Origin of the sequence: Plantactinospora sonchi (assembly GCF_036422035.1) — a bacterium.
In the GTDB taxonomy this organism is placed as follows: Bacteria; Actinomycetota; Actinomycetes; order Mycobacteriales; family Micromonosporaceae; genus Plantactinospora; species Plantactinospora sonchi.
This window is the reverse complement of sequence record NZ_JAZGQK010000016.1, coordinates 146,616-170,829: the sequence shown is the minus strand read 5'-3', so window position 1 is coordinate 170,829 and position 24,214 is coordinate 146,616. Positions and strand designations below refer to the sequence as shown.

Here is a 24,214-nt window from a genome sequence, read left to right as displayed (position 1 = left end):
TAGGCCGAACACGATGGATCGGGCGAAGTAGCCGTCATCTTCTGTCTCGATCAGGATCGGTTCTCCCGCCACGATTTCCAGGCCAGAGCTCCGCGCCAGTTTCCTGGATCAACTCCCGCTCCAGTCCTAGAAAGACGAACTCGGCCGGTGGTCCGTCCGGGATCTGGATGTCGGCGATGAGCTGTTTGAGGTCCTCGGGGTTTGGGGGCGGGACACGGTGCCGAGCGCGCCGATCTCGGCGGCGAGACGTCGGGCCCGCGCTGGCGCGTCGGTCCCTATCAGCGTGATGATGCCGCAGTCCCGGCCGGGAACGCCGACCCGGGCGTCACCACGAACTGGCCGCCGGGAAGGGACCGCAGTGCATGGCATGAATCTCCGCCGAACGGACGCGCGCGAACACGCCGTCGTCGAGCATCGCGGCGGCACCAGTGAGCGTCTCCTCGGTGGGTTGGAAGACGAGCACCACCGTGCCGGCAAGGCGGTTACGCAGGCGTGCCAGCACCTCGGCGACGCCCCCACCGTCGTATGCAGGGCGTGCCCACACAGGTGGGCTGGTTGCGGGCCACACCCCATCTGGTCGCCCAGCGGTACCGCATCCATGTCCGACCGGCAGGCGACCGTCCGGCCGCGCTGCGCGCCGGTAGGACACTCACGATCCCGTGACCGCCGACCCTGTGGTAACCGGTAAGGCCGGCCGCGTGGAATCGCTTGGCGACCACCTCGGCGGTTCGCCGCTCCTGGCCTGGAGCCTCCGGATGCCAGTAGAGGTCACCGCGCAACTCGATCAGGTCACGGTCCAGCCCGGGCGCCACCGCGTCCACCGCTTCCTCACCGATCGACTCGGTGTTGCCAGCGTACGCCGCGCGGGACGACACCAGCCCGGCTCCCAGCACGCCGACCGGCTCAACCGTGGTGCGGCGAGCGGACCGTCAGCAGCGGGATCGTCATCTCGGTGGCGGTGCACGAGCCGTGGTACGCCACCAGCCCCGCCTCGATCGGGTTCTCCGTCGAGGCGACCACCACGTTCGTACCCAGGCAGGCGGCGACCAGGTCACCGATCCGGGGCAGGTGTGTCTCCGGCACCGGCCCGAACCAGCCGGCCTCGACCGCCTCGTCCCGGGTCACCACCCAGGCGTCCGGCCCGAGCAGTTCCGACCAGGTGGCCCGTACGTCGTCGCGCGCACCGGGCTCGGTGTGCAGGTAACGTACCCGGGCCTCGCCGGCCAGCACCCGGACCCCGGCCCGCAGTCGCGGATCGGTGTCCAGGTCGAGCCGCCCCTCCGCCGGCACGTTGAGCTGTCCGTGGTCGGCGGTGACCAGCAGGGCGGCGTCCGACGGCAGCCCGTCCACCAGGCGGTCGAGCAGCCGGTCCACCAACGCGACCGCGTTCCGCCATTCGGGCGAGCCGATCCCGTCACGGTGCCCGTACCGGTCCACGTCCGGGTGGTAGCCGTAGACCAGGGTTGGCCCGGAGCCGGCGGTCAACGCGGCGAGCATCTCGGTGGCCAGCGTGTCGACGTCGGCCGCGCCCCGGTGCGCCCCGGCCCGGTACGCCGACAGGCTGAGCCCGGTCCGGGCCAGCTCGGGACGGCTGACCACGGTCACCGCCACGCCGGCCGCCTCGGCCCGTTCGAACTGGGTCGGCAGCGGCTGCCAGCGGCGCGGATCGGGCTCGTCGTCCCCGGTCGACCCGCCACCGGCACCAGCACCGGCTCCAGCGCCGACGACACCACCATCATCAGCACCAGCGGAGTCACCGACGCCGTCCGGTCGGTCACCGTTCGACGGCGTACCGGATCCCGCCTCCGGCGACGACCTGACGGCGGACGGCGTACCGGCCGGCGCTCCGGGTCGCTCTCCGGCGGTCGACCTCGGCTGCTCCTCGGTACCCGTCGGCGGCCAGGATCCGCCGGGCCGATGCCCGCCGACCGGCGAGGCCGGACCACCGCCGGGAAAGCCCGGGCTGGCGACCGGCGACCTCGGCCAGTCGATGTGGGTGAGCACCCGGTCGGTCCCCGGCACGTTAACCCGGAAACCCAGCACTCCGTGTGCTCCGGGTGCCGCCCCGGTGCCCAGAGTCACCAGGCTGGTCGGAGTGGTGGAGGGGAAGCCCGAGGTCAGCGGCCGGCCGAACCGGTACGCCAGGTCGGCCAGGGTCGGCGCGTACGGCGCGGCGACCGGGAGCTGGTACCAGCCGAGCCCGTCGAGCAGCAGGACGGCGATCCGGCGTACCCCGGCCAGCGGACCGGTCAGTCCCAGCGGGTCGACGGGGCCGACGGGCCCACCGCGCCCCGGGCGGGCAGCGGACGGCACCCCGAGCACCGCCAGTCCACTCGGCAGCACGTCGGCCAGGCTACCGCCGTGGTAGTGCGGATGGATCACAGCGGACGGGTCGGCGCCGCCGAGCGGCTCGGTCATGCCGGCCGGCGGGCGAAGAGGTGCAGCTGGGCGGCGACGTCCCGGTACGGCGGTCGCGCGGCGGCGGCCAGTTCCAGATCGAGCAGGGTCTGTGGATCGGTCTCGGCGGCCACCGGCGGGACGAGGTCGGCGAAGACCCGTACCCCGTGGGTCTGCTCCACGGTGAGCCCGGCGTCCCGGAGCAGCGCGCCGGCGCTCTCCGCGTCGTAGCGTCGACGCAGGGTGTCCCGCGCTCCGGAGCGGCCGTCCGGGTCGGCGAGCAGCGCGGCAGCGACGTCGAGGTGTCCGTTGGTGACCCGGCTGAGCACGGCGGCGGCCCGGCTGGCGACCAGCAGGCTGGCCGCGCCGCCCGGACGCAGCGCGGTGACGATCGCGGCGACCACCCGGGCCGGGTCGTCGACCACCTCCAGTACGGCGTGGCACAGCACCAGGTCGACGCTGGCCGGCTCGACCAGGTCGGCGAGCGCGTCCCCGTCGCCCTGCACGGCCGAGATCCGGTCGCCCACCCCGGCCTCGGCGGCCCGTCGGGTCAACGCGGCGAGCGCGTCCGGGCTGGCGTCGACCACCGTCACCCGGTGGCCGGCCTCGGCCAACGGCACCGCGAACCCGCCGGTGCCCCCGCCGACGTCGAGCACCCTGAGCTGGCGGTCGGCCTGCTGGTCGAGTTCGCGGCGCAGCACCGCCCAGACCAGAGCGGTACGAGGGGTGGCCTGCGGTCCGCCGCCCGAGGGCGGTCGACCGGTCGTCAGGTCGCCCGACCGGTTCTGAGTTCGCTCCACCCGACGAGCCTAAGCCACCCGGCGGCACCGGCATCGCCTACCGTCACCGGAACGCGCGCGGGCCGGAGAACCGTTCCGGCGGCGGCTGCGTCCTACCTTCACGTGATGGAACTTGGCGACGAGGAGCTGCTACGCCGCGTCGGTTCAGGTGACCGGCGGGCGTTCGAGGTCTTCTACGCCCGGCACGCGCCCTGGCTGACCCTGCGGCTGCACCGCCGGTGTCGGGACCCGGAACTCGTCGCCGACCTGCTCCAGGAGACCTTCCTCGCGGTCTGGCGGGCGGCGGACGGCTACCGGGGACACGGCGAGGTCGTGGGCTGGGTGTGGACCATCGCCGCCCGGCGCCTGATCGACGCCAGCCGTCGGGCACTGGCCCGGCCGCGGACCGCGGCGGGCACCGACGAGTTCGGCTCGGCCCGGTCACCGTGGGCGGAACTCGTCCGGTCACCGTCGGCGGAGGAGGAGGCCATGCGGAGGGCGTACGACGGGGAGTTGGAGCAGGCGCTGCGCCGGCTCTCGCCGGAACTGCGGGCGGTGCTGCAGGCGACCGTGTTGGACGGCCTGACCGTCCGGGAGGCCGCGATACTGCTCGGGGTGCCGGAGGGCACCGTCAAGACCCGGGCCATGCGGGCCCGGCGTGAGCTGCGGGCGGCCCTGTCGTGAAGGGCATGCATCTGGACGACGTGGTCCTCCGCGCGTACGCCGAGGACCGACTCGCCGACGTCGACGCGTGGTCGGTCGAGGCCCATCTGGACCGCTGTCCGTCCTGCCGGGAGCGGCTGCCGCTGGACGAGGCGACCGGGCGGCTCGTCGCCGAGGTCGGTGCCGCGCTGCGGGACCGGCTGGAGACCGCACCGCCGCTCCCCCGGCCGTCGGTGCGGGGACGGATCCGCCCCGGGAGCCGGTGGCGGCGGAACACGGTGCTGCTCGGCGCCGGCCCGGCCGCCCGGGCCGGCTGGCTCGGCTCGGTCGCGGTCACCCTGGGCCTGGTCGCGGCGGTCGAGTTCGGCGCGCTGTCGATCCGGCCGTGGGTACTGCTGCTGATCGCGCCGGTGCTACCGGTGCTCGGCGTCGCGTCGTCGTACGGGCCGCGCACCGATCCGCTGCACGAACTGGTCGCCAGTACGCCGTACGCCGGACTGCGGATCGTGCTGTGGCGAACCCTGTCGGTGCTGGCGGTCGCCGTACCGGTGAGCCTGGTCGCCGGGGCGGTCGCCGGGATCGGCGTACCCGGTCTGTGGCTGCTGCCCTGCCTGACGTTGACCGCGTTGACCCTCGGGCTCGGTGCGGTGGTCGAGCCGTACCGGGCCGCGGTGGCGGTGGCGGTCGGCTGGGCGGTGCTCGTGCTGGCGCCGGTCGGCCCCTGGCTGGTCGCCCCGGCGGCCGTACCGGGGTGGCTGGCCGGCACGGCGGCGGCCGTGCTGCTGATGGTGGTCGGGGCCCGGCCGCCCCGGAATCGGATGAGTGGAGAGGTGACCGGATGACGGTCGGAACAGACATCGGACTCGCGGTCAGCGTGGCCGGGCTGCGCGTCGGGTACGGCCGCCGGGTCGTCCTCGACGGCCTGGACCTGGAGCTGGCCCCCGGCGTGCACGGACTGCTCGGGCCGAACGGCGCCGGCAAGACCACCCTGATGCGGGTGCTGGCCACCGTCGCCCGCCCCGAGCAGGGCCAGGTACGACTGCTCAACGAGGACGTCACCGACCGGGCCGCGTTGCGGCGGATCCGGCGCCGGTTGGGCTACCTGCCGCAGGACTTCGGTTTCTACCCCCGGTTCACGGTGCGGGAGTTCGTCGAGTACTTCGCCTGGCTGCGGGAGCTGCCCCGGGCCGAGGTGCCGTTGGCGGTCGACCGGGCGCTGGAGCGGGTCGGCCTGCTGGACCGGGCCGACGACCGGATGAAACACCTCTCCGGCGGCATGCTGCGCCGGGCCGGGATCGCCCAGGCGATCGTCAACGACCCGCGGTTGCTGCTGCTCGACGAGCCGACGGCCGGCCTCGACCCGGAGCAGCGGGTCGAGTTCCGGGCCCTGCTGCGGGAGCTGGGTGTCGACGCGTGCGTACTGGTCAGCACCCACCTGGTCGAGGACGTGGGCACCGCCTGCACCCGGGTGAGCCTGCTCGACGGCGGCCGGCTCGCCTTCACCGGTACGACGGAGGAGCTGGTCGCGGCTGGCACCGACGGCGGCAGCGGCGACTCGCCGATCGAGCGCGGCTACACGTCGGTGCTGCGCGGCGCCCGGGCGGTGCCCCGATGAGCCGTCCGGTGAGGCGGGCGACCCGTGCGGCGGTGACCGGGCCGCTCCGGGTCGAGCTGCGCCGGGGTACGGCGCCGGCGGCCGCCCTGACGATGTTCGGCGTCGGTGTCTGGGTTCTGGCCGCGCATCCGGAGGACTGGGGCGGCCGGTGGAGCGGCCTCGCCAGTTACCTGCGGGTGTCGACGCTGGTTTTCTGCGCCCTGATGGTGGCCGCCGGGGCCTGGCAGGCCGGTCGGGACCGGCGCCGTCGGATGGGCGAGGTGCTCGCCTCGACCCCCCGGCCCGCGTGGCAACCGCTGGTGGCGGCCTGGCTGGCGGTTTCACTCGCCGGCACCGCCGGGTTGCTCCTCGCCTTCGCCTGCGCGGCGGTGCTGGTCGGCCGGGTCGCCACGTACGTCGGCGCCGACTGGTGGTGGACGATCGTCGTGGGTGTTCTCGCGCTCTGGGCCGCCACCGCGCTCGGCGTGCTGACCGGGCGGACGGTGACGCTGCGGGTGGCCGCCCCGATCGCCGGGCTCCTCACCTATGTCGGACTCGCCATTCCCGGCTATCTGGAAGGCTCCGGGTGGGGCTGGCTCTCCCCGCTGCACGACAACCTTCTCGCCGGGTTGCGTCTGCCGGAGGGCCTGCACCTGCTCCAGGCGGCCTGGTTCGTGGCGCTGACCGGGACACTGCTCGCCCTCGCCGCCCGGATGCGCACGGCGGCGCTGGTCTGCGGCGTACTCGCGGTCGCGGTGGCGGTGCCGCTCGGCACCGGTCCGGGGCGCCATCGGCTTCCGGTCGAGCCGGGTGCGGCCGAGCCGGTCTGCACCACCACCGGACCGGAGGTCTGCGTGGCCCGGATGAACGCGTTCCTCCTCGACGAGGTGGCGCTGATCGCCCAGCCGGTGCTGCTCCGGCTGACCGGGATCCCCGGCGCGCCGGCCCGGGCCGCCGACGAGTTCACCCAGCCGGCCGACGCCGTGCCCGGCCGGGTGGTCGACCCGGCCGACGAGCCGCGCTGGCTACGCGACGGGACGCTCTGGCTGAGCCTGGACGGCCAGCCGACCGCGTTCGGGACCGGTCTGGCGAAACCCGAGTGGCTCCGCAGCCAGTTCTCCCAGCTCGTCTACCCGCACTGCGACTACCGACAGGGCGATCCCGACCAGCGGATCTATCGCGCGTTGGGCGTGGCGGACGACTGGCTGTTCGGCGCGGAAGCGCCGCCCGAGGGCGCCGCTCCGCTTCCCGACGACATTCAGGCCGGGTCGCTGGCCCGACTCCGCGCGCTTCCGATGGACCGACAGCGGGCCTGGTTCGGGGCGTACCTGGCGGCTGCCGGCCACTGCGACCAGCCCCGCCTGATCGCGCTCGGGGAGGAGCTGTCGTGAGCGGTCGGCTGCTCCGACTGCACCTCTGGTCCCGGGGTGGTACGACGTTCCTGGTCGGGGTCGTGGTCGTCGCGGTGCTGGGTTGGCTCGCCGCGACCTGGATCACCAGCCGGCCGTACTTCTCCGGCCCGGCCGCCCGGATCCCGGTCGTCGCGCTCGCCCCGCTGCTCGGCGCGATGCTGCTCGGCCCGACCCTGGGCGGCGCCGACGAGGAACTGGAACGTGGCACGCCGCTGCCCTGGCCCCGGTGGCGGCTCGGACACGTGCTGTTCGGCACCACGCTGCTCGGCGGCACGCTGGCGCTGACCGGGCTGCGCGCGCCCGAGATCTTCGGCGCGTACGCCCTGCTGCGCAACACCCTCGGCTGTGTCGGCCTGATCGCCGGGACTGCGGTGCTGCTCGGCGCCCGGTTGGCCTGGGTCGCCGCGTTCGGGTACGTCTGTGCCGTCTACGCCGCCGCACCCCGGCAGATCGGCGGCGCCGCCGGAGTGTGGGCCTGGCCGACGCAACCCTCCACGGTGGAGGCGTCGTGGCTGGTCGCGGTCGGGCTCTTCCTCCTCGGCACCACCGCCTACCTGTGCCGGGGCGCCCGCGCCACCTCGGGGCCCGCCCGATGACAGTGGTTAGGAAGGGCCCCTTCCTCTACCAAAAACGATAAGAAGGGGCCTTCCTTACCGGAAGTCGCGGGAGGTGGGGGTGACCGGTGGGGTGATCGGGTCGAGCCGGTCGGCGGTCAGGTTGGTCACTCCGTCGTGGCGTTCCAACCGGCCGCGGACGACCAACGCGGCGCTGTTGCGGGCGACCTTGCGGTAGCGCTGCCACAGCCCGGGTGAGCAGGCAACGTTGAGCATGCCGGTCTCGTCCTCCAGGTTGAGGAAGGTGACCCCGCCGGCGGTCGCCGGACGTTGCCGGTGGGTGACGATGCCGCCGACCCGGATCCGGCGGCCCGGCTCCACCTGGGTCAGCTTCGCGATCGGCACCGCGTCGAGGGCGTCGAGCTGCTTCCGGAGGAACTGGGCCGGATGGCTCTCCGGGGAGAGCCCGGTCGCCCAGACGTCGGCGACCAGTCGGTCGACCGCCTCCATCCCGGGCAGGGTCGGCGCCTGCGCCCCGGTGACGGTGCCGGGCAGCCGGTCCGGTCGGGCCTGCGCCGCCGCGCCGGCCGCCCAGAGCGCCGCCCGCCGGGACAGCCCGAAACAGGCGAACGCGTCCGCGGTGGCCAACGCCTCCAGGTGGGCGGCGGTCAGCCCGACCCGGCGGGCCAGGTCCGGCATGTCCTGGTACGGCCCGTGCGCCGTCCGCTCGGCCTCGATCTTCTCCGCGAGGTCGTCGCCGAGGGTACGCACCCCGGACAGCCCGAGCCGGACCGCCGGACCGCCCAGCCCCCACCGGTGCGGCGGTTCACCCGGCGCGCTTCCCCACCGGGTCTGCGGGGTGGACTCCAGCTTCGCCCTGGCGTCGCTGGCGTTGATGTCCGGACGGCGTACCTCGACGCCGTGCCGTCGGGCGTCGTCGACCAGGGTCTGCGGCGAGTAGAAGCCCATCGGCTGGGCGTTGAGCAGCGCGGCGAGGAACGCCGCCGGGTGGTAGCGCTTCAGCCAGGAGCTGGCGTAGACCAGGTAGGCGAAACTCATCGCGTGGCTCTCCGGGAAGCCGTAGCTGGCGAAGGCGGAGAGCTTGAGGTACACGTCGTCGGCGACCTCGCCGGTGATGCCCCGCTGCGCCATCCCGGCGTAGAGCCGGTCCCGGATGCCGGCCATCCGCTCGGCCGAGCGTTTCGCGCCCATCGCCCGGCGCAGCTCGTCGGCGCCACCGGCGTCGAAGCCGGCCAGGTCGATCGCGAGCTGCATCAGCTGTTCCTGGAACAGCGGCACCCCGAGGGTCTTCTCCAACGCGTTGCGCATCAGCGGATGCGGGTAGGTGACCTCCTCCAGCCCGTTCTTGCGCCGGATGTACGGGTGCACCGAGCCGCCCTGGATCGGGCCGGGCCGGATCAGCGCCACCTCGACCACCAGGTCGTAGAACTCGCGCGGCTTCAGCCGGGGCAGGGTCGCCATCTGGGCCCGGCTCTCCACCTGGAACACCCCGACCGAGTCGGCCCGGCAGAGCATCTCGTAGACCTCGGGATCGTCCAGCGACATCGCGCTCAGGTCGAGGCTGGACCCGATCATGTCGTACGCGTAGTGCAGCGCCGACAGCATGCCGAGGCCGAGCAGGTCGAACTTGACCAGGCCGACACTGGCACAGTCGTCCTTGTCCCACTGGAGCACGCTGCGGCCCGGCATCCGCCCCCACTCCACCGGGCACACCTCGATCACCGGTCGGTCGCAGATCACCATCCCACCGGAGTGGATGCCCAGGTGCCGGGGAAACGTCTGGAGTTCGTTGGCGTACGCGACGACGTGCTCGGGGATGTCCTCCACCTCGACCGCCGCCACCGAACCCCAGCGGTCGATCTGTTTGCTCCAGGCGTCCTGCTGTCCGGGTGAGAAACCGAACGCCTTGGCAATGTCCCGCACCGCCGACCGGGGCCGGTACGAGATGACGTTGGCGACCTGGGCGGTGTGCTCGCGGCCGTACTTGGCGTAGACGTGCTGGATCACCTCCTCCCGGCGGTCGGACTCGATGTCGACGTCGATGTCGGGCGGCCCGTCCCGTTCCGGGGCGAGGAAACGCTCGAAGAGCAGTTGGTGCCGGACCGCGTCCACGTTGGTGATCCGCAGCGCGTAGCAGACCGCCGAGTTCGCCGCCGAGCCCCGGCCCTGGCAGTAGATGTCGCTTCTGCGGCAGAACGTGACGATGTCGTAGACCACCAGGAAGTAGCCGGGAAAACCCAGCTCCTCGATCATCCTCAGCTCGTGTTCGAGCTGCCGGTACGCCTCCGGGTGCGCCTCGGGCGGGCCGTACCGCTCCAATGCGCCGTCCATGGTCAGCTTGCGCAGCCAGCTCATCTCGGTGTGTCCGGGCGGCACCGGGTAGTCCGGCAGGCGTGGGGCGACCAGGTTGAGGTCGAAGGCCAGCTCGGCGCCGAACTCGGCGGCCCGGGCCACCGCACCGGGGTAGGCGGCGAACCGGGCCGCCATCTCGGCCCCGCCGCGCAGGTGCGCGGTACCGGCGGCGGGCAGCCAGCCGTCGATCTCGTCCAGGCTGCGCCGGGCGCGTACCGCCGCGAGCGCGGTGGCCAGCCGGCGGCGGGACGGGGTGGCGTAGTGCACGTTGTTGGCGGCCACGGTCGGCAGTCCGGCGGCGGCGGCCAGTTCGGCGAGCGCGTCGTTGCGGTCGCCGTCGGTCGGGTCGCCGTGGTCGGTCAGCTCGACCGCCACCGTCTCCGCGCCGAACAGCGCGGTCAGCCGGTCCAGCTCCCGGGCGGCCGCTCCGACCCCGTCGGTGAGCAGCGCCGCCGGCACGTGACCCTTGCGGCAGCCGGTGAGCACGAGTACGTGGTCGCGCAACTCCTCGGCGACCTCCTCCAGCTCGCCGTAGACCGGGCGGCCCTTCTCCCCGCCCCGCAGCTGGGCCCGGGCGATGGTCCGGCCCAGTCGGGCGTACCCCTCGGGGCCGTGGGCGAGGACCAGCAGGTGTCGGCCGAGCGGATCCGGTTCCCCGTTCTGTGGTCCGGGCAACCCGAGGGAGAGTTCCGCGCCGAAGATGGTGGGCAGCCGCAGTGCCCGGGCCGCCTCGGCGAACCTGACCACCCCGTAGAAGCCGTCGTGGTCGGTCACCGCCAGCGCGGTCAGCCCGAGCCGGGTCGCCTCCTCGGCCAGTTCCTCCGGATGGCTGGCCCCGTCGAGGAAGCTGAAGTTGGTGTGCGCGTGCAGTTCGGCGTACGGCACCGCGCCCTCGACCGGCTCCGCGGGAGCCGACGGGACGTACCCGGGTCGGTGCCGGGTCCAGGCCGGCGAGTCGCCGCCGTCGGCCTCGTCGACCGCGAGCGGATCCACCACCCGCAGGTGGCCGCCGCGTCCGGCGGGTCGGCCGGAGAGCACCCGCTCCAGCTCCGACCAGGGCATGTCCGGGTTGTGGAAGCTCATCGGCCCCCCTCGCTGCGCTCGGTGACCCGACGAGGCTCCACCGCCCTGAACCACCACATCGCTCGCTGACGCTCGCTCATCGAATTTCCGCACAGGGTCGACTAGTCATAGACGGCCTCCACCCACCAGCGGCCACCGGCGAGGGAGAGCAGCAGCGCCGTACCGTCGGCGAGGCCGACCTGGAACCGGGCCCGCCGGCTGGCTTCGGCCGGCGCCCACCACCGTTCGTCGACCGGCCAGGGGCCGGCCCAGCCGACGATCTCGCCGGCTCCGCCGACGGTGGACCCGCCGGAGTCCTGCGCGCCGCTGGCGGGGTTGCGGATCTCCAGCCGGGTCGGCGGGGCACTGACCTCGAGTCGGGCGGTCACCCGGACCGGTTCGCCGGTGGCGTCGAGGAGCACCGCCGGCAGCGGCTCGGGCAGTACGACGGCGGGGGCCGGGGCCGGCAGCCGGCCCGGCCAGGGCGGGGTCGCCGGCCGGGCGGGAACCCGTTCGTCGCCCCACGGCACCAACCTGGTCTGTTCGGCCGGGGAGCGACCGCCGCCGAGCACCGCGGTCACCACCGATTCGGGGCCGAGGATGCCCTGCACCCGGTTCAGTGCCCGGTGCGCCCGCTCGTGTTCCTCTCCGGTCTCGCCCCACAGGCCCGGTTGCAGGCCGAGGTGGGCCAGCACCCCCTCGGGGACCAGCCGCAACCGGATGATCCCGGCGGTCGGTCGGGCCGGGCCGGGCCGACCGGCACCGGGCCGCCGGCTGGTCCCGGAGAGCCAGCCGTCGAGTTGCCAGCGCACCCGGTCGGCGATCGCCGCCGCGGTCAGCAGCCCGTCGTGCCGCCAGACCCGGTGCAGTTCCTGGCCGTGTGCGGTGACCGCCTCGATGCCGAGCCGGGTGCAGGCGAGCCCGTGCCCGGCGAGTCTGTCGTGCAGCCGCTCGGCGAGGGCGCGGGCGGCGAACGCGGCGGCGTCGACCCGGTCGAGCGGGTCGTCGTCGTACGTCTCGGTCACCGCCAGGTCGGGTGGTGGGCGGCGGACCGCGAGCGCCCGGTGGTCCCGGCCGCCGGCCAGCCGGTGGGCCAGCGCCCCGTCGAACCCGAACCGGGCCAGTACGTCCCCGGCCGGCAGCGCCGCGAAGTCGCCGAGGGTACGCAGTCCGAGTCGGCGCAGCAGGTCGACCAGGGTCGGCCGGCCCAGTGCCTGGACCGGCAGCCCGGCGAGGAACCCGGGGGTGTCGCCGGGTGGGACGATCCGCCCGGAGCGGGCCGCCAGCCCGGCGGCGAAGACCCCGTCGGCGATGCCGAGCTGGCTCTCCACCGCACAGGTCTGGGCGACGTGTTCGACGATCCGCTCGGCGGCCTGCTCCTCACCGCCGAAGTAGCGGGTCGGGCCACGGGCGGCGACCGCGCACATGCCCGGCCGGATCAGTTCGACCCCGGCGACGACCTCCTCGATGGCGGCGACCACCGGCTCGAAGGCACGCGCGTCCCGGCCGGGGTCGTGGTCCAGGACGGTCAGCCGGGGGCAGCGGCTCTGTGCCTCGCGCTTGCGCAGTCCCCGGCGTACGCCGTCGACGCGGGCCGCTTCGGAGCAGGCGACCACCCGGTTGGCGTGCAGCACCGCGACCGGGGCGGCGGCGGAGATCCCGTCGACGATTTCGGCCGCGACCACCGGCCAGTCGGGGCACCAGAGCAGCATGGTCCGCACCGGCTCCATCGCCCCACACACCTCCCTCGACCAGCGGTTAAGCGGATCTTAGAACGTGTGTTCGATTCCTGTTCGCCCGGCCTGGCGGCAGCCCGGTAAGTGCCCGACCGCGTCGTTCGTCCGGGCCCGGGTTGTCCGGTTGCGATAGCGTGTCATCCGTCTATGGGGAGGAAGTCCCCGAACATCTCTTCCGGGGGAAGGCTTTCAGTTGTCACGTTGGAAGAACGCCGCGGTCCTGACTGTCTCCGCATGCACGGTCCTCGCGATGGCCGCCTGCGGCTCGAACACCGGCCCGTCCGGCGAGCCGAAGCAGGAGAACATCCTGGGGCAACTCGCCAGCGACCTCAAGGGTTCGCTGCAGAAGATCGTCGACACCACCGACAAGGCCGACTCTGTCACCATGACCATGGAGGGCACGACAGCCGGCGAAAAGATGAAGATGCAGGGCATGCTGGACCTGCGTGAACCGGTCAAGGCCGAGATGACGATGGAGGGCCCCGACGGCGCGCCGACGACCGTGCGGATGATCGGCCCCGTCTTCTACGTCGAGGTGCCCGAGGCGGACCGCGCGGACATGGGCGGTAAGCGCTGGTTCAAGATGGACCTGAGCGCCGCCGGCGCCCAGGGGGGCATGGACTTCGCCAAGCAGCTCGAGGAGATCGACCCGACCAAGCAGGTCAAGACGCTGCTCGCCACCGAGGGGACGACCGTCGTCGGCGAGGAGACGGTGAACGGGGTGCGGACGGTCCACTACACCGTCACCACTCCGGTGGCGACCTATCTCGGCCAGCTGGACGCCGACGCGCGCAAGTTGGTCGAGGAGCAGCTGACCAAGAACGGCGTCAAGGAGGTCAAGATCGACCTCTGGGTCGACGAGCAGTACCTGCCGCGCCGGGCGCACGTGGTCATGGGCACGATGAGCGACACGAAGATCGACTACACCGACTACGGCAAGCCGGTCAACATCGAGACCCCGGCCGCGTCGGAGACCGCCGACTTCGCCGAGATGCTGAAGGGTCTGGAGGGCCTGGAGGGCCTGCCCACCGGCTGAGCCGATCGCACCGTGTTCCGCCCGCTCGGATCACCGACGGGCGGAACACGGCGGGATCCGCCCGCACATCCGGCGGAACCCGTCGATCGATCTCGCGGTGAGCCCCGGGGAGCCCGCGTCGTGACGCGTTGTGGACTTCCGGGGGTCACCGCCCGGAATGTCATCACGTCCGGACGACGCTGAGCGGAGGTTGCCGCACCGCGGACGCCGCGGTGGGGACCAACTCCCCCACTCGGGTCTTCCGGTCACCGGGCATCCAGACCCGGATCTCCTTGGGGCGTACGGCCGCACCACGACCGCGCGCCGAGATGGTCATCTCCCGGCGGCGGAGCCTGCCCCGTCCCTGGTCCAGCCCTTCCCAGCGCCCCCGCAGCACCTGGAGCGTGAGGTCGGCCCCCACCCAGCGGCCGTACGGCACCAGCACGCTGCCGCGCTGGCGGGCCCGGGCGGCCAGCCGGCTGGTGACCGAGGCGGAGACGGTGCCGGGAACGGCGGCGACCACCACGTCGACCCCGTCGATCAGGGCGGCGACCACGGTGGCCCACTCCGGCCCCGGGTGGGGGACGAGGGCGAGCCGGTCCAGCGCGATGCCGAGCTCGGCGGCGGCGACGGCACCGAGTGCGGGCACTCCCACCACGGCGCACCACGATCCGGCCCGGGACGCCTCGGCGAGCAGGGCCAGCATCAACGAGGTGCTGCCCTGGTGCCCGGGATGGCCGCCCCCGACCGCGACGGTGCTGCCACGGCGCAGCCCACGCTGGGGCAGCAGCCCGGCCAGTTCCGGTGGCACCGGCAACATCCGATGCGGGTCCGTCGACTCCGGGCCGCTCGCCGGTCGGACCAGCCCGGAGAGGGCGGCGGAACCAAGCACCATCCGCCCCGCCATCGCGACCGCGCTCCCCCGTGTTTCCGTTGTGCCGAATGGCCGCTGACCGGCCGAACCGTCCCCAGTGCCCGACGGTCAGGCCGCGATGCCGTCGAGTACGGGCTGGTGGGCCAGGCCGAGCGCCACCTCGATCACCGCGACGAACTGCTCGGCGGCGCGGAGCAGGTCGTCGGCCTCCCGGGCGCTCACCACCCGGGGAATGCCGGCCTCGGCGGCCGCCCGCTTGGTCGCGCCGGTGGCGAAGTAGTTGGCCCACTCCCCCAGCTCGGGGGCGACCACCACCAACAGGGCCCAGACACTGGTGACCCGGTTGCGGCGGGTCGGCGCGGGGCGGGCCCGGGCGGCGAGCAGCGCGGCGGCCGCGCGCAGGGCGGCCAGGTGCGCCGCCGCGTACCGCAGGCCGTCGGGTCGGGTCTCGGCGGCTTCCGCCAGCCCCATCCGGGCGATCTTCAATAGTTGTGCCGGGGTGCGGTGCGGCAGCACGTGCGACGGCACCGTCGGCGCCTGAGCCTGGCTGGTCGGCATGGGACTGTCTCCTCCGCGTCTCACCCATTCACCGCGTCACCACCGGACATCGACGGTGACGCTTCCGAGCCGAGATGACCCGTCGCGAGGGAGGGCGCGACGGGTGTCGCCGGCCGGATGTGGACGCTTCCCCACACCACACCCGGCCGGCCGACCCGGCGGTTCCACCACACGCCGCCCGGGGGTCGTGGGCGACGGACGGCGATCCGCCTGACGGCTCCGGAATCGCGGCTCCGGAGCCCGTGCGGTCCGCGAAAACCGCACTCCCGGGGGTTACGCCGCGAACGCCGCCCCCGGCGTCTGCCCGAGCGTCCGACCGGGGAGGTGGACCTGGCACCGAGCCCTCGGCATCGATCCCCGCCGCCGAGCCTCGCCGCCGATCCCCTGGCGTCGAGCCCCGATGTCAATCTCTCGGCATCGGGGCTCGACGCCGAAGTCGACATCGACCCTCACCCAATCGAACACTCGTTCTAACTACTGGAGAGAGTACACCCCGACACCGACAAGAACGCAAGTAACCGCGGTCGGTCGGCGAGGTCGAGGGGGTGTTCCATCGACCTCGCCCGACCCGGGACGCCGGGTCACGGCCGTGCCGTGGCCCGGCGTCGTCAGGTCACGGTCAGCACCACCTCAGGGTGGAGTTGACCCGGGTGACATTGCGGATCACGTTGTTGGCACCACCGCAGGGGTTCTGGGTGACGTTGGTGTTGGTCACCGTCAGGTTCTGCAGGGTGATGCCGGAGGAGATCGGAAACTCCGACCGCGCCGCGATCCGAACCTCGCCGCCACCGGTCACCGTTCCCGACTGCCCGGCGATGGTGACGTTGTAGCAGTTCTCGATCAGGATCGAGTTGTTGCCGGTGTTCGAGATGGTCACCCGGTCGATCACCGCGCCGCCGCTCTCCGAGACGCAGAAGATCCCGCGCCCGCCGCCCCGGGCGATCACCGTGCCGACCCGGATGTTCGTCGGGTAGCCGCTGCCCACCCGGCCGTTGCGGTTGGCCATCCGGAACGCCGCGTACCCGGTGCCGGCACCGGCGTTGTCGGCGTCGACCGTACCGATGGTGGCGTTGATGGTGTCGTTGAGCAGCAGCCCGGACTCGCCGACGTTACGGGCCGTCACGGTGCCGACGGTCAACCCGTCCACCCCGTACGTCTCCACGGCCTGGCTGCGACTGCCCTGGACGTACACGTTGTCGATCCGGATGTTGCGGACCTTCACCGCCCGGTCGCCGCCGTGGTTGTCGATCCGCACCCCGAGACCGGCGGAGAGCCGCATGTCGATCTGGCCGAGCGTCAGGTTGTTCACGTTGCGCATGAAGATGCCGTACAGCGGCGAGCCGGTGAGGTTCAGGTGCTGCACCTCGATGTCGGTGGCACCGCGGGCGTACACCGGGGCCTGGTCCCCGGAGCCGGAACCGGTCACGTTGATCGTGCCGCACACGTCGAGGATCGTGTAACTGGGCAGTGACAACCGGGAGTTGGCGCTCACCGAGCCGGAGCCCCGGACGACCACCCGCTGCTTCGAGGTACGCCCCGACGACAGGCTGTTCACCGCCGCCTGCATCGCGGAACGCATGTCGCTGCCGGTGTAGACCGTGCTGCCGCCGTTACGGGCGGTCCAGGTGCCGCCGTTCAGCACCGCCTCGGCGTGGAACGAGCCGGTGCCGCAGTCGGCGAGGACGCCGACGTCGCCGGCGGTGGAGTTGCGGAGGTCGGTCGTCTCGCCGCCGTCCGGTGAGACGAGCACGTGGTGGGCCCCGGCGTCGACGGTGGCGGCCGCGTCGGCGGGCGGTACGCCGATCGCCGTACCGAAGCCGGCCAGCATTGCCGCGACGGCCACGACGAGGGCGGTACGCCAGCCGCGCCGTCGGGTTCCGGCGTCGGGCGGGATCCTGGTGGTGATGAGTGTCATCGGTCCTCCTGAGCTGGGAACGGTGGCCGGGAAAACCGCCCGACGAGTTGACCGATCGCAGGGGAAAAGGCTTTCCCAGCGTTCCGGCAACGTATCGAATCGTTTCAATAGAGTCAATGCCATCCATCGATGGATCCGCCCCCGGGCCAACAGCCCTTCGTAATGGCCAATACTTACTTCGCCCCTGACAGGGCGGCGGGTAGCCTCATCCGGTGGCGACAACACGCAAGCCGGCGCTCGGCGTACTGATGGTGCTCTCGTCAGGGGTCCTCTTCGCGGTCAACGGCACCGTCTCGAAACTGGTCCTGCAGGCCGGCGTCGAGGCGCCGCAGCTCACCCTGCTCCGCGCCGCGGGCGCGTTCGTCGGCCTGCTCGCGCTGAGCGTGGTCCTGCGCCCCGGCATCCGCCGCCTCCGGGTCACCGCCGGACAGCTCCCCCTGCTGATCGGGTACGGCCTGGCCGGGTTCTTCCTCGTCCCGATGCTCTACTTCGTGGCGATCTCCCGGATGCCGGTCGGGATCGCGCTGCTGTTCGAGTACACCGCCCCGCTGCTGGTCGCCCTCTGGGCCCGGTTCGGCCAGCGCCAGCAGGTCCGCTCCCGACTCTGGGGCGGGCTGGCGCTCAGCCTCGTCGGACTGGCCTGCGTGGCCGAGGTCTGGGGAGAACTCAAGCTGGACACGCTCGGGGTGCTCGCCGGGCTGGGTGCCGCCGTCCTGCTGGCCGGCTACTACGTGCTCGGCGCCCGGGGCGTACAGGAACGGGACACCCTGTCGCTGACCACCTGGGCGTTCGGCACCTCCGCCGTGGCCGGGCTGCTGGTCCGGGCGGTCACCGACGGAACCGGCGGCTGGGAGCCGCTGGGCGCGACGACCGAGGCCGGCGTGCCGGTCGCACTGCTCTGCGGGTACGTCGTCGTACTCGGCTCGATCGTGCCGTACCTGCTGGTCGCCGGCGCGCTGCGGCACCTCCCCGCGACCAGTGTCGGAATCCTCGGCATGGTCGAGCCGGTGATCGCCGCCGCGGTCGCCTGGACCGTCCTCGGCGTCGGCGAGGCGCTCAACGCCGCCCAGCTCGCCGGCGGCCTACTGGTACTGGCCGGTGTCGCACTCGCCGAGACGGCCCGGATCAGCGCGCCGCCGGCCGCGCCGGGCACTCCCGCACCGGCTCCCGACGTGATCGCCGCGCCCCGCTGACCGACGACGCCGCCGGAGACGCCGCCTACCGAGCAGCGCCGATACCCTCCACTGGCCCGCGCCACCGAGGCTGCGTGCCGGAGACGCCGCCTACCGACGCGCCACCGAACCTGTCCACCGGCCACGGCGCTGGCCGGCGCCGCGCCGGCCGGTCACCGCCGGAGACGTGCCGACCGGGGTCGACCGGCGTAGCGCGCCATCAGCCGTTCGGCGACCGGGGTCAGCGTCACCAGCAGCGCGAGGGTGGTCGTCGCACCGAGCAGGAGCCCGGCCAGCACGTCGTGCGGATAGTGCACGCCAGCCACCACCCGCATCGCCGCCACGACCCCGGCCACCGGTACGGCGACAAAGCCGAGTCGGGGCGCCAGGACGACAATCCCGGCGGCCAGCGCCCCGACGACCGTCGAGTGGTTGCTCGGAAAGGACCAGTCACCGGGCGGCGGGCACGGCACCCAGGTGGCCACGTCCCCGAACGCCCGGCAGGGCCGTTCCTGGTCGACCACCAGCTTCACCGCCTCGCTGGTCAGATACGCCAGCAGCGCGCCCGCCATGACCAGTACGGCACCGGTCGCCGCCGAGGTCCGACGCCGCCACCCGGTCCACCCCGTCCAGGCCAGCAGGCCGGCGAGGGCCAGCACTCCGGCGAGCGCGACGTGCTCGCCGGGGGCGTGCAACCAGTCGGGCAGCCGACCGGCCCCACCGACCACCGCCCGGTACGCCTCGGCGGACGGCCCGTCGGTCACCACCTGCAATCGCGGGTCCCCCAACCCGCCGGGGGCGAGCAGGGTCACCACCACCGCGCCCGCCGCGAGCGCCAGTACCGCCACCAGGATCCGTCGCATGGTCGTCATGGCGCCCCAAGCTAGCCACGACGACGTTCCCTGACTCCGCCCGAAGGTCATCTCGGTCGTACGACCTTCGTCAGCGGTACCGACATCAACAGTTGCGGCGGTGATGCCGCCCAGCGGGAGGGCCCGAAACCGATCATCCCTTCACAGTGGACCACTCGCCCCATTTATCGCGATGTGCCACGCCGTACCGCGACCGTGGACGCTGTCCACACCACCCGTGGAAGCCGGTGGCGAAAAAACTCTATACGCTGTACGGTGTACACTCCACGGAGTTCCGTCCCCCCTTCCCGAGGGAGCACCGAGTGAAGATCACCTCATCCGCCGTGTCACTGAACGTCGACGACGTCGCCGCCTCCAGCGACTTCCTCACCACCCACTTCGGCTTCCGGGAGGAGATGGCCGCCGACGGCTTCGCCTCGCTGGCCCGCGACGACGCCGGGATGAACGTCGTCTTCCTGCGGCGGGGCCTGGCAACGTTGCCGGCGGACCAGCGCGACGACCACGCCCGGGGACTCATCCTCGCCTTCGTGGTCGACGACCTGGAGGGCGAGCTGGCCCGGCTGCAGGCCGAAGGGGTGACCATCACCATGCCGCTCACCACCGAGGAGTGGGGCGAGCGTGCCTTCCAGGTCCGCGACCCCAACGGCGTCATCGTCCAGCTCGTCGACTGGAACGGTCCCCGCTGAGGGTGTTCCCACCAGGGGCGACCCGGTCCGCCGCCACCTGACCCCGGCCCAGCCCCCACCCCGCCGCCACCTGACCCCGGGCCAGTGGGCGTCCGGGCCGGCACCGGGCCGGGTCGGGTCGGGTGACGGCAATTCGACTGGACGTGGGCCGCCGGGTTCCGGGCAAGATGATGCCCATGCAGTCACATCCCAACGTGCAGGCGGTACAGGACGCGCTCGACAACGCGGGCGGCCGGGACGGCTCCGGCGCGGCCAGCCGGGTCCGCGTCCTGCCCGAGGCGGTACACACCGCGGCCGCGGCAGCCGCCGCGCTCGGGATCGAGGTGGGCCAGATCGCCAACTCGCTGATCTTCAACGCGGACGGGGAGCCCCTGCTGGTGCTGACCTCGGGAGCACACCGGGTGGACACCGCCCGGGTCGCCGCGACACTCGGGGTGAGCACGGTCAAGCGGGCCACCCCGGAGTTCGTCCGGGAGCACACCGGCCAGCCGATCGGCGGGGTCGCCCCACTCGGGCACCCGAAACCGGTCCGTACCCTGGTCGACACGGCACTCGCCGGCTACCCCGAGATCTGGGCGGCGGGTGGCGTGCCGCAGGCCGTCTTCCCCACCACCTACGCCGAACTGCTCCGGATCACCGCCGGCAGCCCCGCCGAGGTGGCTTAACGCTTCCCAGGGCGAAGCCGGGGGATTTCCGGCTCAGACCGCACAGGACCGCCCTCCCGGGAGGAGGTGATCGCATGTCTCACGTCGCCGGCACCAGCACGGTCGCGTTCCACCGTGGCGAGGATCGTCCTCGCGGCGTTCCGGTCGCGGCAGGCGGTGTACCCGCAGTCGTCGCACCGGAAAGTCCGCACACCCAGCCCGAGGCGTTCCTTCGTTCTCGTACCGCACTGCGAGCAGGTCATCGTGGTGTAGGCGGGCGTCACCTGCTTGCACAACGTCGGCCCGCGTCCAGATCTCTGCTGGTGGACGGCCTCGTTCCACAACCAGCGGCCCGGATACGGCATTTTCGCAGCTCGGGCCGCCCTTACCTCCCCATGGCCAAAGCCAGGGGCTTCTCAGGCGGCTTCTGATGACCCGGCCCGACCCGGGAGCCGGTCCGCCGTACGACGGAACCGGGTCCGCCCGGTTGGTCACCCTGCACGTCTGGCGCGTTCCCAGGCGGTCGCTGCCCCGGGCCCTGGCCCGGATGGCGGTCGACCGGCACCGGCTGCGCGGCACGCCCGGCGTACGGTTCGGCAAGCTGCTCGGCACCGGCGACGGCTTCGGGCCGACCGACGCCGACCCGACCCGGTGGGCCGCCCTGGTCGTCTGGGCGGACCCGGCCCGGGCCGCCGGATTCGACGACACACCGGTGGGCCGGGCCTGGCGGCGGATCGCCCACGCCGGGGTCCGGCTCGACCTGCGTCCGCTCGCCAGTCGGGGGCGCTGGGCCGGCACCGAACCGTTCGGCACCCTTCCCACGGGTAGCGCCCGTCCCACCGCGCCCGGCCGGCCACTGCTCGCCCTCACCCGGGCCCGGTTGCGCCCGCACCGGGCCGTCGCCTTCTGGCGGGCCGTACCCCCGGTCGCCGCCGCGGTACGGGAGACACCCGGCCTGCTGGCGCGCTTCGGCATCGGCGAGGCACCGCTCGGCTGGCAGGGCACGGTCAGCATCTGGCGTGACGCCACGCACCTGACCGACTTCGCGTACCGTCACCCCGAGCACCGGGCGGCGATCATGCGTACCCCCACCCAACGGTGGTACGCCGAGGAACTGTTCGCCCGGTTCGAGGTGTGCGATCTCGTCGGTGACCCGGCGGTGCTCGGCTGGGTCGGAACCGACGACGACCAGGGGTTCCGACACTGGCCGAGAGTGAGGAGCGGACGAGCATGAGGTTGGTGCCGTGGCAGCCGGACGATCTCGCCCGACGTCTCGACGACGTGGTGGCGGTCTACGGCGAGGCGATGGGTTACCGGTCCGAACTCCTGGAGTCCCGGCGCGGCTACATCGCGACCCACGTACGCCGACCCGGCTTCCGGGCGGTCGCCACCGTCAGTACCAACGGTCACCTGGTCGGCTTCGGCTACGGATACCTCTCCGCACCCGGACAGTGGTGGCACGACCAGGTGCACCACGCGCTGACCGACGACGCCCGGAAGACCTGGTTCACCGACTGCTTCGAAGTGGTCGAACTGCACGTCCGCCCGGCGGCCCAGGGACACGGGCTCGGCGCCCGCCAGTTGCGCGCCCTGCTCGGCATGGCCACCGGCGGCACCACCCTGCTCTCCACCCCCGAGGCGGACGAGCGGACCTCCCGGGCCTGGCGGCTGTACCGGCGGTTCGGCTTCGTGGACGTGCTGCGGGACTTCCACTTCCCCGGTGACGAGCGCGCCTTCGCCGTGCTCGGCCGGACGCTGCCGCTGGCGCCTCCGGAATCATGAGCCGCCGGCCGGGACGGGTGTTCCCGCCGACGGACCGGAAACCCGCACCGGCCGCCCGGCCGGCCGGGACACTGGCCCGTCGACTGCCCTGGCTCCTGCTCGGCGTACTGGTGCTGGCCCAGATCGGTTATCCGTTGACCGGGGACACCGTACGGGCCCGGCTGACCGTGGCCACGGTCGGACTCGGCTACCTGCTGTCGGTGAGCCACGCCCTGCTCAGCCGCGGCCCCCGTACGGCGGCGGCGCTGGTGCTGGTGACCACCGGTGGCGGCCTCGGGGTCGAACTGCTCGGCGTGGCGACCGGGGTGCCGTTCGGCGGCTACCACTACTCCGGCGAACTGGGCCCGAAACTGGCCGGGGTGCCACTGGTCATCCCGCTCGCCTGGACCTGGATGGCCTGGCCCGCCTGGCTCGCCGCGGTCCGACTGAGCCGTCCCGGACCGGGCCGGGTCGTGCTGGCCGCCGTCGGACTGGCCGGCTGGGACGTCTTCCTCGATCCACAGATGGTGGCCGAGGGCTACTGGAGCTGGCAGGATCCGGACCCGGCCCTGCCGGGGGTACCGGAGGTGCCGGTCAGCAACTATCTGGGCTGGCTGCTCTTCGCGACACTGCTGATGTCGCTGCTCGGCCCGGTCGCCGGCCGGGCCGCCCGGCTGCCGAACGGCGCCGACCCCCCGATGTACGCCCTCTACCTCTGGACGTATCTCGGTAGTCTTCTCGCGCACGCGGTCTTCCTGGGTCTGCCCGCGTCGGCCGGCTGGGGCGCGCTGGCCATGGCGGTCGTCGCCGGTCCGCTCGCGGTGACCCTCGCCCGGCGCCGCCACACCCGGCCCCACACCGCCAGCGCCAGCGCCGGGGCCACCGACAGCGCCCGGGCCGCCACCAGTGCTCCGCGCACCGGTGCCCCGAGCACCGGCAGCGTCCCGAGCACCACCGGCGGCGACACCGCCGCGAGCGGGCGGACCGGATGACCGCCCTGGTCACCGCGCTGGCCTGGACGGTCGCCGGCATTGTCGGCGGCCTGACCGCACACGCCGGGCTGAATGCCGCCCGCTGGCTCCGCCGGCCCCCGAACCGGGCGACGGTCCGGGAACCCGTCGCCGTGCTGCTGCCGCTGCGCGACGAGGCGGACCGGGTCACCCCGTGCCTGCGCGCCCTGCTGGCCCAGCGGGGCGTACCCGAGCTGGAGATCGTCGTACTCGACGACGGGTCGACCGACGGCACCGCCCAGGTGGTCCGGGCCGTGGCCGGCGACGACCCCCGGGTACGCCTGCTGTCCGGCGCACCGCCGCCGGCGGGTTGGCTCGGCAAGCCGTACGCCTGCCAGCAGCTCGCCGACCGGGCCGGGCCGGCGGCGACGGCGCTGGTCTTCGTCGACGCCGACGTGGTCCTCGCTCCGCACGCGGTGGCGGCGGCGGTGGCGACGCTGCGGACGGCCTCGGCGACGCTGCTCTCGCCGTACCCCCGGATCGTCACCGGATCGGCGGCGGAACGCCTGGTCCAACCGCTGCTGCAGTGGCTCTGGCTGACCTTCCTGCCGCTGCGCGCCATGGAACGTTCGGCACGGCCGAGCCTGGCGGCGGCGGGCGGCCAGTTCCTGGTCCTGGACCGGGCCGGCTACCGGCGGGCCGGCGGACACGCGGCGGTCCGGGACCGGGTCCTGGAGGACATCGAGCTGGCCCGGGCGGTCAAACGCGCCGGCGGCCGGATCGCCCTCGCCGACGGGTCGACGTTGGCCGACTGCCGGATGTACCGGTCCTGGTCGGAGCTGCGGGACGGCTACGGCAAGTCGCTCTGGGCCGCGTTCGGCCCAGCCGCCGGCGCCACCGCCGTCATACTGCTGCTCCTCCTGCTGTACGCGGTACCGCCGGTGCTCGCCGTCGTCGCGGCGTTCGGCGGCGCCCGCACGGCCGCCCTGGGCGGGCTGACCGGCTATCTGCTCGGGGTCGCCGGTCGACTGGTCAGCGCCCGGGCGACCGGCGGACGCGGCTGGCCGGACGTATTGGCACACCCGGTGTCGGTCGTGCTCCTCGGCTGGCTGACCGTCCGGTCGTACCATCTGCGGAGGCGGGGACGGCTGTCGTGGCGGGGGCGACCGGTGCGCTGAGCCGCCGATCGGGACAACA

Annotated in this window: 23 protein-coding genes; 13 read left to right on the top strand and 10 right to left on the bottom strand. The window is 73.3% G+C overall.

Features of this window, described 5'->3' with window-relative positions; translation table 11 throughout:
• Positions 1–325: 325 nt before the first annotated feature.
• From V1633_RS19245 to V1633_RS19235, 3 genes are all read right to left on the bottom strand, one after another.
• The gene (locus V1633_RS19245) at positions 326–502 is read right to left on the bottom strand and encodes a M20/M25/M40 family metallo-hydrolase (RefSeq protein WP_331215735.1); all 177 of its coding nucleotides are present in this window, start codon (positions 500–502) and stop codon (positions 326–328) included.
• A 401-nt stretch (positions 503–903) separates the two neighbouring features.
• Positions 904–2,418: an alkaline phosphatase family protein gene (locus V1633_RS19240; protein WP_331215734.1), complete on the bottom strand. Its 1,515-nt coding sequence runs from the start codon at positions 2,416–2,418 to the stop codon at positions 904–906.
• Positions 2,415–3,167, bottom strand: coding sequence for a methyltransferase domain-containing protein (locus V1633_RS19235; RefSeq protein WP_331215912.1), 753 nt, complete (start codon positions 3,165–3,167; stop codon positions 2,415–2,417). The genes V1633_RS19240 and V1633_RS19235 overlap by 4 nt, the downstream gene beginning before the upstream one ends.
• Positions 3,168–3,302: 135 nt before the next feature.
• Here V1633_RS19235 and V1633_RS19230 point away from each other — a divergent pair, with 135 nt between their 5' ends.
• From V1633_RS19230 to V1633_RS19210, 5 genes are read left to right on the top strand one after another with little or no spacing between them, the layout of a single operon-like run.
• Complete coding sequence (locus V1633_RS19230) at positions 3,303–3,860, top strand: RNA polymerase sigma factor (RefSeq protein WP_407952056.1); 558 nt, start codon at positions 3,303–3,305, stop codon at positions 3,858–3,860.
• Positions 3,861–3,865: 5 nt separating this feature from the next.
• Complete coding sequence (locus V1633_RS19225) at positions 3,866–4,681, top strand: anti-sigma factor family protein (RefSeq protein ID WP_331215732.1); 816 nt, start codon at positions 3,866–3,868, stop codon at positions 4,679–4,681.
• On the top strand, positions 4,678–5,454 hold the full coding sequence (locus tag V1633_RS19220; protein ID WP_331215731.1) for an ATP-binding cassette domain-containing protein: 777 nt from the start codon (positions 4,678–4,680) through the stop codon (positions 5,452–5,454). The genes V1633_RS19225 and V1633_RS19220 overlap by 4 nt, the downstream gene beginning before the upstream one ends.
• 32 nt (positions 5,455–5,486) lie before the next feature.
• The gene (locus tag V1633_RS19215; RefSeq protein WP_331215911.1) at positions 5,487–6,824 is read left to right on the top strand and encodes a hypothetical protein; all 1,338 of its coding nucleotides are present in this window, start codon (positions 5,487–5,489) and stop codon (positions 6,822–6,824) included.
• Entirely contained in the window at positions 6,821–7,441 is a 621-nt protein-coding gene (locus V1633_RS19210; protein ID WP_331215730.1) for a hypothetical protein, read from the top strand. The genes V1633_RS19215 and V1633_RS19210 overlap by 4 nt, the downstream gene beginning before the upstream one ends.
• Before the next feature lie 54 nt (positions 7,442–7,495).
• Here the strand turns inward: V1633_RS19210 and V1633_RS19205 are convergent, their stop codons facing one another.
• Both V1633_RS19205 and V1633_RS19200 read right to left on the bottom strand, forming a co-directional pair.
• Positions 7,496–10,855 (bottom strand): error-prone DNA polymerase, encoded by a 3,360-nt coding sequence (locus V1633_RS19205; RefSeq protein ID WP_331215729.1) that lies wholly within the window; start codon positions 10,853–10,855, stop codon positions 7,496–7,498.
• A 101-nt stretch (positions 10,856–10,956) separates the two neighbouring features.
• A complete protein-coding gene (locus V1633_RS19200; RefSeq protein WP_331215728.1) occupies positions 10,957–12,564 on the bottom strand; it encodes a DNA polymerase Y family protein in 1,608 nt (535 codons plus the stop codon).
• A gap of 256 nt (positions 12,565–12,820) precedes the next feature.
• On the opposite strand from V1633_RS19200, the gene V1633_RS19195 reads away from it, so the two are divergent.
• Positions 12,821–13,606, top strand: coding sequence for an LppX_LprAFG lipoprotein (locus tag V1633_RS19195; RefSeq protein WP_331215727.1), 786 nt, complete (start codon positions 12,821–12,823; stop codon positions 13,604–13,606).
• A gap of 163 nt (positions 13,607–13,769) precedes the next feature.
• Here the strand turns inward: V1633_RS19195 and V1633_RS19190 are convergent, their stop codons facing one another.
• The 3 genes from V1633_RS19190 to V1633_RS19180 all read right to left on the bottom strand — a co-directional run bounded on the left by V1633_RS19190 (position 13,770) and on the right by V1633_RS19180 (position 16,932).
• Complete coding sequence (locus V1633_RS19190) at positions 13,770–14,480, bottom strand: hypothetical protein (protein WP_407952055.1); 711 nt, start codon at positions 14,478–14,480, stop codon at positions 13,770–13,772.
• A gap of 87 nt (positions 14,481–14,567) precedes the next feature.
• Positions 14,568–15,017, bottom strand: a complete 450-nt coding sequence (locus V1633_RS19185) for an SAV_6107 family HEPN domain-containing protein (RefSeq protein WP_331215725.1) — start codon at positions 15,015–15,017, stop codon at positions 14,568–14,570.
• A gap of 619 nt (positions 15,018–15,636) precedes the next feature.
• The gene (locus tag V1633_RS19180) at positions 15,637–16,932 is read right to left on the bottom strand and encodes a hypothetical protein (RefSeq protein WP_331215724.1); all 1,296 of its coding nucleotides are present in this window, start codon (positions 16,930–16,932) and stop codon (positions 15,637–15,639) included.
• A 212-nt stretch (positions 16,933–17,144) separates the two neighbouring features.
• Between V1633_RS19180 and V1633_RS19175 the strand changes: the two genes are divergently transcribed.
• A complete protein-coding gene (locus V1633_RS19175; protein ID WP_331215723.1) occupies positions 17,145–18,125 on the top strand; it encodes an EamA family transporter in 981 nt (326 codons plus the stop codon).
• 152 nt (positions 18,126–18,277) lie between these two features.
• Here V1633_RS19175 and V1633_RS19170 read toward each other — a convergent pair whose 3' ends face one another.
• Positions 18,278–18,976, bottom strand: a complete 699-nt coding sequence (locus tag V1633_RS19170; RefSeq protein WP_331215722.1) for a phosphatase PAP2 family protein — start codon at positions 18,974–18,976, stop codon at positions 18,278–18,280.
• A gap of 302 nt (positions 18,977–19,278) precedes the next feature.
• Between V1633_RS19170 and V1633_RS19165 the strand changes: the two genes are divergently transcribed.
• Positions 19,279–19,662, top strand: a complete 384-nt coding sequence (locus V1633_RS19165; RefSeq protein WP_331215721.1) for a VOC family protein — start codon at positions 19,279–19,281, stop codon at positions 19,660–19,662.
• Positions 19,663–19,838: 176 nt separating this feature from the next.
• The gene (locus V1633_RS19160; protein WP_331215720.1) at positions 19,839–20,327 is read left to right on the top strand and encodes a YbaK/EbsC family protein; all 489 of its coding nucleotides are present in this window, start codon (positions 19,839–19,841) and stop codon (positions 20,325–20,327) included.
• On the opposite strand, the gene V1633_RS37015 is transcribed toward V1633_RS19160, so the two are convergent.
• A complete protein-coding gene (locus V1633_RS37015) occupies positions 20,324–20,671 on the bottom strand; it encodes a zinc ribbon domain-containing protein (RefSeq protein ID WP_407952054.1) in 348 nt (115 codons plus the stop codon). The genes V1633_RS19160 and V1633_RS37015 overlap by 4 nt on opposite strands.
• Before the next feature lie 65 nt (positions 20,672–20,736).
• Here V1633_RS37015 and V1633_RS19155 point away from each other — a divergent pair, with 65 nt between their 5' ends.
• The 4 genes from V1633_RS19155 to V1633_RS19140 are packed head-to-tail and all read left to right on the top strand — an operon-like array spanning position 20,737 to position 24,195.
• Positions 20,737–21,540, top strand: coding sequence for a monooxygenase (locus V1633_RS19155; protein ID WP_331215719.1), 804 nt, complete (start codon positions 20,737–20,739; stop codon positions 21,538–21,540).
• Positions 21,537–22,088, top strand: a complete 552-nt coding sequence (locus V1633_RS19150) for a GNAT family N-acetyltransferase (RefSeq protein WP_331215718.1) — start codon at positions 21,537–21,539, stop codon at positions 22,086–22,088. The genes V1633_RS19155 and V1633_RS19150 overlap by 4 nt, the downstream gene beginning before the upstream one ends.
• Positions 22,085–23,059: a carotenoid biosynthesis protein gene (locus V1633_RS19145; protein ID WP_331215717.1), complete on the top strand. Its 975-nt coding sequence runs from the start codon at positions 22,085–22,087 to the stop codon at positions 23,057–23,059. The genes V1633_RS19150 and V1633_RS19145 overlap by 4 nt, the downstream gene beginning before the upstream one ends.
• Positions 23,056–24,195: a glycosyltransferase gene (locus tag V1633_RS19140; protein ID WP_331215716.1), complete on the top strand. Its 1,140-nt coding sequence runs from the start codon at positions 23,056–23,058 to the stop codon at positions 24,193–24,195. The genes V1633_RS19145 and V1633_RS19140 overlap by 4 nt, the downstream gene beginning before the upstream one ends.
• Positions 24,196–24,214: the final 19 nt, after the last annotated feature.

What these genes read in the sequence shown, in the direction of transcription:
- V1633_RS19240 (WP_331215734.1), bottom strand. Translation starts at nt 2,418, where the DNA reads ATGACCGAGCCGCTCGGCGGCGCCGACCCGTCCGCTGTGATCCATCCG.
- V1633_RS19230 (WP_407952056.1), top strand. Translation starts at nt 3,303, where the DNA reads ATGGAACTTGGCGACGAGGAGCTGCTACGCCGCGTCGGTTCAGGTGAC.
- V1633_RS19225 (WP_331215732.1), top strand. Translation starts at nt 3,866, where the DNA reads ATGCATCTGGACGACGTGGTCCTCCGCGCGTACGCCGAGGACCGACTC.
- V1633_RS19220 (WP_331215731.1), top strand. Translation starts at nt 4,678, where the DNA reads ATGACGGTCGGAACAGACATCGGACTCGCGGTCAGCGTGGCCGGGCTG.
- V1633_RS19205 (WP_331215729.1), bottom strand. Translation starts at nt 10,855, where the DNA reads ATGAGCTTCCACAACCCGGACATGCCCTGGTCGGAGCTGGAGCGGGTG.
- V1633_RS19200 (WP_331215728.1), bottom strand. Translation starts at nt 12,564, where the DNA reads ATGGAGCCGGTGCGGACCATGCTGCTCTGGTGCCCCGACTGGCCGGTG.
- V1633_RS19195 (WP_331215727.1), top strand. Translation starts at nt 12,821, where the DNA reads ATGGCCGCCTGCGGCTCGAACACCGGCCCGTCCGGCGAGCCGAAGCAG.
- V1633_RS19190 (WP_407952055.1), bottom strand. Translation starts at nt 14,480, where the DNA reads ATGGTGCTTGGTTCCGCCGCCCTCTCCGGGCTGGTCCGACCGGCGAGC.
- V1633_RS19185 (WP_331215725.1), bottom strand. Translation starts at nt 15,017, where the DNA reads ATGCCGACCAGCCAGGCTCAGGCGCCGACGGTGCCGTCGCACGTGCTG.
- V1633_RS19180 (WP_331215724.1), bottom strand. Translation starts at nt 16,932, where the DNA reads ATGACACTCATCACCACCAGGATCCCGCCCGACGCCGGAACCCGACGG.
- V1633_RS19170 (WP_331215722.1), bottom strand. Translation starts at nt 18,976, where the DNA reads ATGACGACCATGCGACGGATCCTGGTGGCGGTACTGGCGCTCGCGGCG.
- V1633_RS19160 (WP_331215720.1), top strand. Translation starts at nt 19,839, where the DNA reads ATGCAGTCACATCCCAACGTGCAGGCGGTACAGGACGCGCTCGACAAC.
- V1633_RS37015 (WP_407952054.1), bottom strand. Translation starts at nt 20,671, where the DNA reads ATGCCGTATCCGGGCCGCTGGTTGTGGAACGAGGCCGTCCACCAGCAG.
- V1633_RS19155 (WP_331215719.1), top strand. Translation starts at nt 20,737, where the DNA reads ATGACCCGGCCCGACCCGGGAGCCGGTCCGCCGTACGACGGAACCGGG.
- V1633_RS19150 (WP_331215718.1), top strand. Translation starts at nt 21,537, where the DNA reads ATGAGGTTGGTGCCGTGGCAGCCGGACGATCTCGCCCGACGTCTCGAC.
- V1633_RS19145 (WP_331215717.1), top strand. Translation starts at nt 22,085, where the DNA reads ATGAGCCGCCGGCCGGGACGGGTGTTCCCGCCGACGGACCGGAAACCC.
- V1633_RS19140 (WP_331215716.1), top strand. Translation starts at nt 23,056, where the DNA reads ATGACCGCCCTGGTCACCGCGCTGGCCTGGACGGTCGCCGGCATTGTC.